The sequence below is a fragment of the Methylobacterium haplocladii genome (genome assembly GCF_007992175.1).
Taxonomy (GTDB): Bacteria; Pseudomonadota; Alphaproteobacteria; order Rhizobiales; family Beijerinckiaceae; genus Methylobacterium; species Methylobacterium haplocladii.
Window position 1 is genome coordinate 24109 of record NZ_BJZT01000003.1, and the last position, 12211, is coordinate 36319.

12 protein-coding genes and 1 pseudogene are annotated in these 12211 nt (G+C 67.9%); 8 read left to right on the plus strand and 5 right to left on the minus strand.

The annotated features are described in order from the left end of the window. Positions 1-152: 152 nt before the first annotated feature. Positions 153-683, minus strand: a complete 531-nt coding sequence (locus MHA02_RS01355; protein WP_238180180.1) for a L,D-transpeptidase — start codon at positions 681-683, stop codon at positions 153-155. A gap of 366 nt (positions 684-1049) precedes the next feature. On the opposite strand from MHA02_RS01355, the gene MHA02_RS01360 reads away from it, so the two are divergent. The 4 genes and pseudogenes from MHA02_RS01360 to MHA02_RS22915 all read left to right on the plus strand — a co-directional run. Further along, on the plus strand, positions 1050-1373 hold the full coding sequence (locus MHA02_RS01360; protein WP_147076182.1) for a hypothetical protein: 324 nt from the start codon (positions 1050-1052) through the stop codon (positions 1371-1373). A 324-nt stretch (positions 1374-1697) separates the two neighbouring features. Next, positions 1698-2957: an efflux RND transporter periplasmic adaptor subunit gene (locus tag MHA02_RS01365; protein WP_373866676.1), complete on the plus strand. Its 1260-nt coding sequence runs from the start codon at positions 1698-1700 to the stop codon at positions 2955-2957. A gap of 15 nt (positions 2958-2972) precedes the next feature. After that, positions 2973-6137 carry a multidrug efflux RND transporter permease subunit gene (locus MHA02_RS01370; protein ID WP_147076184.1) on the plus strand — a complete coding sequence of 1055 codons (3165 nt, stop codon included), beginning with the start codon at positions 2973-2975 and terminating at the stop codon, positions 6135-6137. A 222-nt stretch (positions 6138-6359) separates the two neighbouring features. After that, positions 6360-6518: pseudogene (locus MHA02_RS22915) on the plus strand (GIY-YIG nuclease family protein); the annotation flags it as partial. 40 nt (positions 6519-6558) lie between these two features. Here MHA02_RS22915 and MHA02_RS01380 read toward each other — a convergent pair. The 4 genes from MHA02_RS01380 to MHA02_RS01395 all read right to left on the minus strand — a co-directional run bounded on the left by MHA02_RS01380 (position 6559) and on the right by MHA02_RS01395 (position 9218). Beyond that, the gene (locus MHA02_RS01380) at positions 6559-6825 is read right to left on the minus strand and encodes a hypothetical protein (RefSeq protein ID WP_147076225.1); all 267 of its coding nucleotides are present in this window, start codon (positions 6823-6825) and stop codon (positions 6559-6561) included. Positions 6826-6875: 50 nt separating this feature from the next. Beyond that, on the minus strand, positions 6876-8357 hold the full coding sequence (gene gatA, locus MHA02_RS01385; RefSeq protein WP_147076185.1) for an Asp-tRNA(Asn)/Glu-tRNA(Gln) amidotransferase subunit GatA: 1482 nt from the start codon (positions 8355-8357) through the stop codon (positions 6876-6878). A gap of 177 nt (positions 8358-8534) precedes the next feature. Then, positions 8535-8822 (minus strand): Asp-tRNA(Asn)/Glu-tRNA(Gln) amidotransferase subunit GatC, encoded by a 288-nt coding sequence (gene gatC, locus MHA02_RS01390; protein ID WP_147076186.1) that lies wholly within the window; start codon positions 8820-8822, stop codon positions 8535-8537. Between the two features lie 189 nt (positions 8823-9011). Beyond that, positions 9012-9218 (minus strand): hypothetical protein, encoded by a 207-nt coding sequence (locus MHA02_RS01395; RefSeq protein ID WP_147076187.1) that lies wholly within the window; start codon positions 9216-9218, stop codon positions 9012-9014. A 163-nt stretch (positions 9219-9381) separates the two neighbouring features. On the opposite strand from MHA02_RS01395, the gene MHA02_RS01400 reads away from it, so the two are divergent. The 4 genes from MHA02_RS01400 (at position 9382) to acpS (ending at position 12194) form a co-directional block, all read left to right on the plus strand. Beyond that, positions 9382-9984 carry an SMI1/KNR4 family protein gene (locus MHA02_RS01400; RefSeq protein ID WP_147076188.1) on the plus strand — a complete coding sequence of 201 codons (603 nt, stop codon included), beginning with the start codon at positions 9382-9384 and terminating at the stop codon, positions 9982-9984. After that, entirely contained in the window at positions 9981-10475 is a 495-nt protein-coding gene (gene ruvX / locus MHA02_RS01405; protein ID WP_147076189.1) for a Holliday junction resolvase RuvX, read from the plus strand. Before MHA02_RS01400 ends, ruvX begins: the two co-directional genes overlap by 4 nt. A 114-nt stretch (positions 10476-10589) precedes the next feature. Next, positions 10590-11348, plus strand: coding sequence for a pyridoxine 5'-phosphate synthase (locus MHA02_RS01410; RefSeq protein ID WP_238180389.1), 759 nt, complete (start codon positions 10590-10592; stop codon positions 11346-11348). Positions 11349-11780: 432 nt separating this feature from the next. Then, entirely contained in the window at positions 11781-12194 is a 414-nt protein-coding gene (gene acpS, locus MHA02_RS01415) for a holo-ACP synthase (protein ID WP_147076190.1), read from the plus strand. Positions 12195-12211 lie beyond the last annotated feature (17 nt).

Here is a 12211-nt window from a genome sequence, read left to right on the forward strand (position 1 = left end):
GGAGGATTGCCGGACCACCAGCGTTCGTCTCCGGCGTTCGGCAGAACGTTTTGCACAATCGATCGAGATCTCGATTTTTCTGCGCACCGCACCGTGCTGATGCACGCATGCCCCGGACGTGATTGCTGCCGTCCGGGACATGCGCATCGACGTCAGTTGCGCACGATGACCTTGGTGCCGACCTTTACGCGGTCATAGAGGTCGACCACGTCCTTGTTGGTCATGCGGATGCAACCGGACGATACGGCGGCGCCCATGGTCTCGGGCTCGTTCGAGCCGTGGATCCGGTAGAGCGATGAGCCGAGATACATGGCGCGGGCGCCGAGCGGGTTGTCCTGGCCGCCGGCCATGTAGCGCGGCAGGTCGGGACGGCGGGCGAGCATCTGCGACGGCGGGCGCCAATCCGGCCATTCCTTCTTCATGGTCACGCTCTTCACGCCGGACCACGAAAAGCCCTGCCGGCCGACGCCCACGCCGTAGCGCACGGCCTCGCCACCGGGCAGCACGTAGTAGAGCCGGCGCTCGCTCGTCGAGACGACGACGGTGCCGGGCTTCTCCTTGCCGCGCCAGGCGACGGTGTCCCGCGGGATCGCCTGCGTCTTGAAGATGTTCATGAAGTCGGCGATCGGCCCGCTGTCGAGCGGGTTTGCGCGGGCCTCGGGCGCCGCGCCCAGGCAGAGCATCGCGGCGATGGCGGCCGGTGCGATGGTGTGGCGGAAGGTCATGCCGAATCTGCTCCTCGTCGGTCCGGTGCGCCGAGCCGCCTCATCGGGGCAAAGCGCGAGCACCAAGGGATTGGCAGCCGAGTTGGGGCGGAAGGGAGGCGCGGCTGTGCGCTTCCGGCAACAGCAGGGCGAAACCGACATCGGACTAGGGTCGCCCCCTGCTACTGCCAGCCTGCGCGTCGAAGACGATTGGTTCCCTGCCAATCGGCTAAGACAGGATGACAGAATGTCGCGGTCGATTGCATCGGAGGATAAATCTCCCCAATGTCCTCTCCCGTGACGGCTACGTTCCCCTCCATACGGACAGGCAGGGCTGCCGGCTGCGTGCTGGTCGCCCTCCTCTGCATCCTGACGACGGCCCTGTTTGCGCTTGCCGACGCCTCTGCGTCCAAGGCTGCGCCCTCGGGCGCCGCGCTGTCGCGGGTCGAGACTGCCGTCAAATCCGAAGGCAGCCGAGACGTGCCGGCGGATTTCGTGGCGGGTCGCGCCGTTGCCGACTCGGACAACCCGTTCGAGCATGGCCGTCTCCCCCTCGCCGATGCCGTGGTGCCCGCGCCCTGCCTGACCTCCGGCAGCCTTGTGCTGATCGCCGATACGGGACCGGCCGGAGCCGCGAGTCCGCTGCCCGAGCGTCCGCCCCGCGTCTGACGACCCCACGTCCGGTCCTGGCCTCGGCTTCGGCAGGCAGGTCCGCGACACGGATCGCAGTGTCGCGGGATCGCCCAGATTTCCCCGCATGCACCGACGCCGACGACACGGTGTACGATCCGCACTGTCGCCGCATCCCCGGGATGCGCCTCAACCGCACGCCCGGCCGATCGACGATCGGGCCTGCGGAGACCCGGCGTCGAGACACCTCGCATCTCCCGCCGGGAGCATGACCCGGAAGCCCGGGCCATTCGTACCTGAAGAGGCCGTGTGCCTCCGACTTGAGCGTATCGCAGGAGCGAACCCATCGTGACGTCGTCCCGCTTGAGCCCTCGCCGAGCCATCCGCAGCGGCTGGACCTGGAGCACCACGCTGGCCGCCAGCCTCGTGCTGGTCGCCGTCTCGGCCTGCAACGAACAGAAGGCCGCCGCCCCCGTGCCGCTGCCGCCGCCGGACGTCAGCGTGGTGAACGTCAAATCGCAGCCGATCCCCTACGTACGCGACCTGCCCGGGCGCGTGGCGCCGATGCGGATCGCCGAAGTGCGCTCGCGCGTCTCCGGCCTCGTCACCAAGCGCCTGTTCGAACAGGGCAGCGCGGTTCACGAGGGCGACATCCTCTACAAGATCGACCCGGCGCCCTATCAGGTCGATCTCGCCAGCGCGGAGGCCACGCTCGCCAAGACCGAGGCGGCGCTGGTGCTCGCCTCGCAGCAGGCCGAGCGCCTCGAGACGCTGCTCGCCCGCAACACCGCGAGCCAGGCGCAATACGACACCGCCTATGCCGGAAAGAAGCAGGCCGAGGCCGAGGTCGCCGGCGCCAAGGCGATGCGCGACCGTGCCCGGCTCAACCTGTCCTGGACCGACGTGCGCGCGCCGATCTCCGGCCGCATCGGCCGGGCGCTGCTCACCGAGGGCACGCTGATCGAGTCCGGCACCACGGGGGTCCTCGCCACGATCCAGCAGCTCGACCCGATCTATGTCGACATCACCCAATCGGTCGGGGAACTGAACAAGCTGCGCCGAGACTTCGCCAGTGGCGAGCTCGACCGGCTGTCGCACGACGCGGCCAACGTCCACCTGATCATGGATGACGGTGCGCTCTACGGGTCTGCCGGCCGCCTGCTGTTCTCGGATGTCACAGCCGATCCGAGCACCGGCCAGGTGACGCTCCGCGTGTTGATCCCGAACCCGCACGACGAGCTGTTTCCCGGGATGTATGTCCGCGCCCGCATCAAGCAGGGCATCGACGTCGACGCCATTGCCGTGCCGCAGCAAGCGATCCAGCGCACCAACGACGGCAAGCCCGAGGTCTGGGTGGTGAAGGCCGACGGCCACGTCATGCTGCAGCCGATCGAGGTCGGTCCGGTGGTCGACGGCAATTGGGTGATCCGCGAAGGGCTCAAGCCCGGCCAGACCGTCGTGGTCGAGGGCTTTCAGAAGATCGTCGCCGGGATGGAGGTGAAGACCCACCCTTGGAAGACCGAGGTCCCGGAGGGCGACAAGCCGCACGATGCCGACGCCGCCGACAAGGACGCGGCCGCCTCCCCCGACGGGGCTGCCCAGCCCGTCGCCCAGGTCCGCTGAAGGCGCCGCAGGAACATGGCTCGCTTCTTTATCGACCGGCCGGTCTTCGCCTGGGTCGTCGCGCTCTTCATCATGCTGGGCGGCGCGCTCTCGATCCCGAACCTGCCCGTGGCGCAGTATCCGATCATCGCGCCGCCCGCGATCGCGCTCTCGACGGCCTATCCCGGAGCCTCGGTGGAGAACCTCTACACGGGCACGACGCGCCTGATCGAGGACGAGCTCAACGGCGCGGCCAACATCCTGAGCTTCGAATCGGCCTCCGACGGGTTCGGCGTCGTCGAGATCACCGCGAGCTTCCGGCCGGGCACCGATCCCGGCTATGCCGGCGTCGAGGTTCAGAACCGGCTCAAGCGCGTGGAAGCCCGTCTGCCCGCGGAAGTGCGCCAGCAGGGCATCCTGGTGGAGGAAGCCTCCGCCGCTACCCTCAACATCATCACGCTGGTCTCCACCGACGGGAAGACCGACGAGGTCGGCCTCGGCGACTTCCTGATCCGCAACGTCATCAACGAGATCCGCCGCATCCCCGGCGTCGGCCGGGCGACGCTGTACTCGACCGAGCGCAGCTTGCGCATCTGGATCGACCCGGACAAGCTGCGCGGCCTCTCGCTCAACGCCGCCGACGTCACCAAGGCGATCGGCAAGCAGAACGTCCAGATCGCGTCGGGCGCCGTCGGGGCGCAGCCGAGCCCGGAGGCGCACGCGGTCAACTACCCGATCATCGTCAAGGGCCAGATGACGGAGCCGGAGGCCTTCGGCGCCGTCGTGCTGCGCGCGAACCCCGACGGCTCGAACGTTCGCCTGCGCGACGTCGCCAGGATCGAACTCGGCGGCGAGGACTACAAGTTCACCACCCGCCTCAACGGCGGTCAGGCCGCCGGCATCTCGGTGACCCTCGCGCCCGATGGCAACGCGCTCGAGACCGCCAAGGCGATCCGCGCCAAGATGGAGGAGCTGTCGCAGTTCTTCCCCGACAGCCTGAAATGGGACATCCCCTACGACATCACGCCTGCCGTCCAGGCTTCGATCAAGAAGGTCATGATGACCCTCGTCGAGGCCGTGGTGCTGGTCTTCATCGTGATGTTCGTCTTCCTCCAGAACATCCGCTACACGCTGATCCCGACCATCGTCGTGCCGATCGCGCTGCTCGGCACCTGCACGGTGATGATGCTCGCCGGTTTCTCGGTGAACGTGCTGACCATGTTCGGCATGGTGCTCGCCATCGGCATCCTCGTCGACGACGCCATCGTCGTGGTCGAGAACGTCGAGCGCATCATGAACGAGGAGGGGCTTCCGCCGAAGGAGGCCACCCGGAAGGCCATGAGCCAGATCACCGGCGCCATCATCGGCATCACGCTGGTGCTGATCGCGGTGTTCATCCCGATGGCGTTCTTCCCCGGCTCGGTCGGCATCATCTACCGCCAGTTCTCGATCGCGATGGTCACCTCGATCGCCTTCTCGGCCCTGCTGGCGCTCTCGCTGACGCCGGCCCTCTGCGCGACGATCCTCAAGCCCATCGAGAAGGGCCACGGCCACGCCAAGGGCGGCGTCTTCGGCTGGTTCAACCGAATCGTCGACCGTGAGACCGCCCGCTACGCCGACGGCGTCGGCTGGTTCATCAAGAAGTCCGGCCGGGTGATGGTGATCTACCTCGTGCTGGTCGGAGCCGTCGCCTACGGCTTCGCCCGGATGCCCCAGGCATTCCTACCCTTGGAGGACCAGGGCTTCTTCACCGTCGACATCCAGACGCCGCCGGGCTCCTCCTTCAACCGCACCCTGGCCGCAGTGAAGAAAGTCGAGGACCACCTGATGGCGCAGCCGGGGGTCGCTACGGTGACGATCATCAACGGCTTCTCGTTCTCGGGCCAGGGCCAGATGACGAGCCAGGCCTTCGTCACCCTGAAGGACTGGTCGCAGCGCGACGCCGCCAACTCGGCCGCGAACCTCGTGCGGGGCACCAACGAGGCGATGGCAAACTATCGCGATGCGAGCTTCGACGCGCAGGAGCCGCCGCCGATCGACAACCTCGGCAATGCCGCCGGCTTCTCGTTCCGTCTGCAGGACCGCGCCCAGAAGGGCTATTCGGCTCTGCTCGCGGCGCAGGAGCAGCTGCTCTCGCTGGCCAAGAAAAGCCCGATCCTCACCAAGATGAAGATCGAGGGTCTGCCGCCGGCCCCCCAGGCCGAACTCGTCATCGACCGCGAGAAGGCCGCCGCGCTCGGCGTCGCCTTCGAGGACATCAACGACACGATCCAGGTGAATCTCGGCTCGGTCTACGTCAACGACTTCCCCAATCGTGGGAAGATGCAGCGCGTGATCGTCCAGTCCGAGGACCTGCAGCGCCTCGGCGCCTCGGACCTCTTGAACTACGCGGTCAAGAATGCGCAGGGCACGATGGTGCCGATGTCGTCCTTCGCCGACCTGAAATGGAGCGTCGGCCCGGCCCAGATCGTCGGCTTCAACGGCTACCAGTCGGTGCGCATCACCGGGGAGCCGGCCGCCGGCTACACCTCCGGCGACACCATCGCTGAGATGGAGCGGCTGATGACCTACCTGCCCAAGGGCTTCGGCTACGCCTGGACCGGCCAGTCCCTGCAGGAGAAGGAGGCCGGCAGCCAGGCGACGCTGCTGCTCGCCCTCTCGGTGGTGATCGTCTTCCTCTGTCTCGCGGCACTCTACGAGAGCTGGTCGATCCCGTTCTCTGTGCTGCTCGTGATCCCCCTCGGCGTCATCGGCTCGGTCGCCGCGGTCTATCTGCGCGGCATGCCGAACGACGTCTATTTCAAGATCGGTCTCATCACGATCATCGGCCTCTCTGCCAAGAACGCGATCCTGATCGTCGAATTCGCACGTGACCTCTGGAAGCCCGGCACCTCGATCGTCGAGGCCACGATCACGGCGTCCCGCCTGCGCTTCCGCCCGATCGTGATGACCTCGCTCGCCTTCATCTTCGGCGTTGTCCCCCTCGCCATCGCGACCGGCGCCGCCTCGAAGAGCCAACAGGCCATCGGCACCGGAGTGATGGGCGGCATGATCTCCGCCACCGTGCTCGCGGTGTTCTTCGTGCCGGTGTTTTTTGTGGTCGTGATGCGGCTGTTCAGGCGGCGGGATGTCGAGGCCGGGGAGCGCGAGGCCGCTGAGGCTCGGCCTATGCCGGCGGCGCATTCAGTGCCTGCGGAGTAGAGTTGGAGCCGCGTCAGCCGTGCTTCGAGGTCCGCTACGCGGGCACCTCAGCATGAGGGGCTGGGATAGGCTCCATTGGCGTGGCGCTATGAGGCTGTGGAAGGAACGCTTTCGTCTACATCCTGCGATGTGTCGACGGCAGCTACTATGTTGGTTCGGCTCGCGGTTAGAGTCTCGAAAAGCGCTTTGGTGAGCATTAATCGGGGAGGTATCCCGGACACACCTATCACCGACGCCATCGCTGCCGAGCGCCAGATCAAGGGCTGGAGCCGGGCGAAGAAGGAAGCGCTGATCGCCGAGAACTGGGACAGGCTTCAGGAACTGGCGAAGCGCCCAACGGCCCGAACCGAACGCTCATCCAAACCACCCGCCTCACACTGAGGTGCCCGCGTAGCGGGCCTCGAAGGGTCGTCCAGAAGGCTCAGCCGCTTCTTGGCTTCGCCACTCGCCGCGCCCCATACCCCACGAGCGCCCACAGGAACGACCCCACCGTTCGCACGGGAAAGAACGTCGGCAGGTCGGCGGCGACCGGGGCCGGCCAGGGGATACCGATGGCCGTAATTAGCCAGGAGGCGAGTACCGAGACCGCGAGGCCCGCGATCGCGGCCAGAAACAGCTTGCCAAACTGGTTTGCGGTCCAGCCGAGCCAGACCGAGACCAGGATCAGGACCGGGTCGAACGCCGCCATGATCCACACGGCGAACGGATAGACCGGGACGGAGAGGTGCTCGGCGGGGGTCACGCCCACCACGCCTTGGGCAGGCGCGTACGCCCGGCCGCGTCTTCGATCACCTGAGAGGCGGCGAACAGCGTCTCCTCGTCGAACGGGCGGCCGATGAGTTGGAGGCCGAGGGGCAGGCCCTGAGCGTCGAGGCCGGCCGGTACCGAGATGCCGGGGAGCCCGGCCATGTTCACCGTCACCGTGAACACGTCGTTGAGGTACATCTCCACCGGGTCGGCGCTCGCCTTCTCGCCGATGCCGAATGCGGCGGACGGGGTCGCAGGCGTCAGGATGGCGTCGACGCCGGCGGCGTAGGCCTGCTCGAAGTCGCGCTTGATCAGCGTGCGGATCTTCTGGGCGCGCACGTAATAGGCGTCGTAGTAGCCGGCCGAGAGCACGTAGGTGCCGATCATGATGCGGCGGCGCACCTCAGGGCCGAAGCCGGCGGCGCGGGTGTTCTCGTACATCCCGGCGATGTCCTTGCCGGGGACGCGCAGGCCGTAGCGCACGCCGTCGTAGCGGGCGAGGTTCGAGGAGGCCTCGGCCGGCGCGACGATGTAGTAGGCCGGCAACGCGTACTGCGTGTGCGGCAGCGAGATTTCCTTGATGGTCGCGCCGGCGGCCCGAAGCCATTCGGCGCCTTGGTCCCAGAGCTTCTGAATCTCGGCCGGCATGCCGTCGACCCGGTACTCCTTCGGGATGCCGATGGTCAGGCCCTTCACGCCGCGCGCGACCGCCGCTTCGAAGTCGGGCACCGGAAGGTCCACCGAGGTGGTGTCCCGCGGATCGTGGCCGGCCATGGAGCCGAGCAGGATCGCGCAGTCGCGGGTGGTGCGGGCGATCGGTCCGGCCTGATCGAGGGACGAGGCGTAGGCCACGATCCCCCAGCGCGAGCAGCGGCCGTAGGTCGGCTTGATGCCGACGGTACCGGTGAAGGCGGCCGGCTGGCGGATCGAGCCGCCGGTGTCGGTGGCGGTGGCGCCGAGGCAGAGGTGCGCGGCAACGGCGGCCGACGAGCCGCCGGACGAGCCGCCGGGGACGAGCGCCGCGTCCGAGCCGTTCCGCCGCCAGGGCGAGATCACGTTGCCGTAGGCGCTGGTCTCGTTCGACGAGCCCATGGCGAATTCGTCGAGGTTGAGCTTGCCCAGCATCACCGCGCCGTCGCGCCAGAGCTGGGTCGAGACGTTCGACTCGTAATGCGGCTCGAAGCCTTCGAGGATCTTCGACCCGGCCGTCGTGTGGACGCCCTGCGTGCAGAAGAGGTCCTTGATGCCGAGCGGCAGGCCTTCCAGAGGCCGCGCCTCGCCCTTGGCGATCTTTGCATCGCTGACATCGGCCATCTTGAGCGCGCGGTCCGGCGTCTCGACGAGATAGGCGTTGAGCACCCGCGCCTTCTCCAGGGCATCGATATGCGCCTGCGCGATCTCACGCGCCGAGAACTGTTTGGTGGTCAGCCCGTCGCGGGCTTCGGCCAGGGTGAGTTCGTTGAGTGCCGTCATGCCACTTTCATAGCCTCGTGCAGGCTGTCGCTTACCGGGCCGTCAATGCGAGCGAAGCGAAGCAATCCAGGGAAGCGCGACGCCCTACGACCGAGGCTGGATTGCTTCGCTTCGCTTGCAATGACGGGGCGGGTGTCATTCGTTCGTGCCAAACGCGTGTCGAGCGACCCCAACCTTCTACTCGACGACCTTCGGGACCAGAAAATACCCGTCCTCGGTCTCGGGGGCGTTGGCCACGATATCGCCGGCGCGGCCACCTTCGGTGACGGCGTCTACGCGCTTCTTCATGATCATCGGGGTGACCGAGGTCATCGGCTCGACGCCGTCGACATCGACCGCGTTGAGCTGCTCGACGAAGGCGAGGATCGCGTTCAGCTCGCCCTGGAGCGGCGCCACGTCCTCATCCGCGACCGCGATGCGCGCCAGATGCGCGATGCGCCGTACCGTCTTCGCGTCGACCGACATGCCGCCCTTGTACCGCCTCAGAGCGCTTTGCGGCGAAGTGGATGCCGGTTCGTCGGAAAGCGCGTCGAACTAAAGACCTAAAGCCCTCACCGGCCTGACGCAGTCAGGCCGGTGAGGGCTTTAGCCGGGAACGGCCGGGCTATAGCACCGCCATTCGCGCGCGGGCAACGCTCGGCCGCGCTAGGAGGCTCAGGTGATGATGTGTCCTTGCGTGCTCGGCAGGTCCACGGTGATGCCGGGCGGGTGGTAGTGCTCGGCGCGCCGCGCGCCCATCACGAGCACTTCGACGGCGAGCGCCAGCATCAGCAGGTGCCTGCGCCGCAGCCGCCATTGCCCCAGGGTCACGACCGTAGGGGCGGGCTTGCGGCGAACCGTCGTCGGGCTGGGAGCGGTCACGGGCGGTCCGGAACAGAGTTAAGCTATCGTTAAACGCCACCATGCCGGGCCTGATCCGTTTCGCGCCATGGCGATCTCTACGCATGGTGAACGGGCCGGTGGACAACTCCGCGGCGGCGGACGTAAGCCGGGGCTCGATCCGCGACATCCCGGGAGGCCGATCATGTGGCAGCGCGTCTTCACGGAATTCCGGCCGGGACTCCTCTCGACCGAGGCGGATCTCGACCGTGCCGAGGCCGAACTCGGCTTCGCCCTCCCCGCCTCCTACAGGGCCTTCGCCCGCGAATGCGGCGCCGGCCGGATCGGCGGCCAGTTGCGCATCGCGACGCCGGTGCCGGAGCCTGCCGTCGATCTCGTGACCCGCGCGCACGTGATCGCCCACAGCGTCGCCGTGGCGATCGACAGCCTGTCCGAGAACGCCCTGACCCGCGACGAGCCGCATCGCTTCACCGTCGAGGGCGATTCCGATGCGGCGCTGATGGAGCGGGCCGCGTTCTTCGGCGAGACCGAGAGCGGCAGCTTCCTGTTCTGGGACGTGACTCCGGGCTCCGCCGAGTACGAAATCTGGGCGCTCGGCGCGGATCTCGAAACCATTCATTTCGGCGGTGCCGATCTGCTCGCGCTGGTGCGCGGGCTCCAGGGCGCGGAGATCCTGCACATCCTCGGCGGCGCCGAGGCGCCCCTCCCGGCCTCGTTCGAAGGCGACGATGCCGAAGCCCTGGCGCGGATCGGCGCGGAAGCCGTGCCGGCAGAAGGCCGGGCGTGAACCGCGACGACATCGCGGCCTTCGTCGCGGCATCGCGCGGAGCACCCCGGCTGATGGGGGTAGACCTCGGCACCAAGACCATCGGCCTCGCGCTTTCCGATGTCGGCCGGCAGATCGCCTCGTCGCTGGAGACCATCCGCCGGGTCAAGTTCACCCCCGATGCCGGCCGATTGGCGGAGCTATGCGGGCGCCATCAGGTCGGCGGGCTCGTCATCGGCCTGCCCTTGAACATGGACGGCTCGGAGGGTCCGCGGGTGCAGTCGACCCGCAGCTTCGTCCGCAACCTGAAGCCGATCCTGCCGCTGCCGGTGTTCTTCCACGACGAGCGCCTGTCGAGCGCCGCAGTGAACCGGATGCTGATCGAAGCCGACACCTCCCGCGCACGGCGTGGCGAAGTCGTCGACAAGCTCGCGGCCGCCTACATCCTCCAGGGGTTTCTCGACGTCATGCGGGGGCTGCTGGAGGCGGACGAAGATTCGCTCGCAGGCTGATCGCAGGGGCGACGAGGTCCCCGGCGCATCCGCTCCATTGTCATTGCGCGAAGCACGGTCCAATTCCGCGCGAGCGGCAGCGCTGCGCGCCGCGTCCTCTGGCGGAGCTCTCCCGTGTCCACGTCCTCCTCGCCTACGCTGCTGCGGCTCGGCGTCAACATCGACCACGTCGCCACCGTCCGGAATGCCCGCGGCGGCGTCTACCCGGATCCGGTGCGCGCAGCCCGCGACGCCGTGGCGGCCGGCGCCGATGGAATCACCGCGCATCTGCGCGAGGATCGCCGCCACATTCGCGACGCCGACATCGCTGCGCTCAAGAGCCTGCCGGTGCCGCTCAATCTCGAGATGGCGTCGACCGACGAGATGGTCGCCATCGCGCTGGCGACCCGGCCGCACGCGGCCTGTCTCGTCCCCGAGAAGCGCGAGGAGCGTACCACCGAGGGCGGCCTCGACATCATCGGGGCGCGCGCCCATCTCGCGCCGCGAATCGCCACCCTGGCGCAGGCCGGCATCCGCGTGTCGCTCTTCGTCGAGCCGGACGAGGCGGTGATGGAAGCCGCGTTCGCTCTGGGGGCGCCCGTCGTCGAGCTCCACACCGGCAGCTATTGCGAGGCGCACGTCGCGGGCGACGAGGCCCGCACCCGGCATGAGCTCGACCGGATCGTGCGCGCCGCCCGCCATGGCAACGGGCTCGGCCTCGAGGTCCATGCCGGTCACGGCCTCACCCTCGACAGTGTCGGATCGGTTGCGGCGTTGACCGAGCTCCGCGAGCTCAACATCGGCCACGCGCTGATCGCCGAAGCGATTTTCGTCGGACTGCGGCAGGCGGTTCGCGACATGCGCGCGGCGATGGACCGGGCGCGGTACGGTTGAACGAAGGCATTGCGCCGTGCGATCGCGAAAAAAATCCGCAATCTTCCGCACCGTGACGGCAAGCCTTCGCTGGACCTGACACTAATGTACGATAGAATACGGAAGCCGGTCTCGAATGAACGCTGGCCTACCGCGCTCGCCGGACCCGACCACCCCAGTGTCGACCGGTGAGCGCGGTAGTTCGGGCCAGAAAAAGCCCCGCGGGCACGAGGCCGCGGGGCTTGAGTGTCGGTGTGGAGCGATCGGGTTTGCCCCTACCGGCCCCGCCTTGATAACAGCCGGGCGATCCCAGGACTGTTGCGCAACGGGCGCACTGACCGGCCCCGAGCGCGCGCCACACGGGGAAAGCATCCCTTCTCGCCCCTGCGCGCGCGCTCGACGGCGGCCCGCGTTTCGGCAAATGAAGACGTTTGGCGAAGACGCGACACATCCATGATCCTCGGCATCGGCTCGGACCTCTGCGACATCCGCCGCATCGAATCCTCGCTCGCCCGGTTCGGCGAGCGCTTCACCCATCGCGTCTTCACGGATGGCGAGCGGGTGAAATGCGATGCGCGAGCCGCGCGCGCGCCCTCTTATGCCCGGCGCTTCGCCGCCAAGGAGGCCTGCGCCAAGGCGCTCGGGACCGGCATGAGCCAAGGCGTGTTCTGGCGCGACATGGAGGTGGTGAACCTAGTCGGCGGCAAGCCGACTCTGCGGTTGAGCGGGGGCGCCGAGGCGCGGCTCGCCGCGATGCTACCCGAGGGCCACGAGGCCCGCATCCACATCTCGCTGACCGACGATCCGCCGATGGCACAGGCCTTCGTGATCATCGAGGCGGTGCCCTCCGGCACCGTGCATCGGTAGCCGACACGCCCCTGCGT

What these genes read in the sequence shown, in the direction of transcription:
- MHA02_RS01355 (WP_238180180.1), bottom strand. Translation starts at nt 683, where the DNA reads ATGCTCTGCCTGGGCGCGGCGCCCGAGGCCCGCGCAAACCCGCTCGAC.
- MHA02_RS01400 (WP_147076188.1), top strand. Translation starts at nt 9,382, where the DNA reads ATGTGGCAGCGCGTCTTCACGGAATTCCGGCCGGGACTCCTCTCGACC.
- gatA (WP_147076185.1), bottom strand. Translation starts at nt 8,357, where the DNA reads ATGACGGCACTCAACGAACTCACCCTGGCCGAAGCCCGCGACGGGCTG.
- gatC (WP_147076186.1), bottom strand. Translation starts at nt 8,822, where the DNA reads ATGTCGGTCGACGCGAAGACGGTACGGCGCATCGCGCATCTGGCGCGC.
- acpS (WP_147076190.1), top strand. Translation starts at nt 11,781, where the DNA reads ATGATCCTCGGCATCGGCTCGGACCTCTGCGACATCCGCCGCATCGAA.
- MHA02_RS01370 (WP_147076184.1), top strand. Translation starts at nt 2,973, where the DNA reads ATGGCTCGCTTCTTTATCGACCGGCCGGTCTTCGCCTGGGTCGTCGCG.
- MHA02_RS01380 (WP_147076225.1), bottom strand. Translation starts at nt 6,825, where the DNA reads ATGGCGGCGTTCGACCCGGTCCTGATCCTGGTCTCGGTCTGGCTCGGC.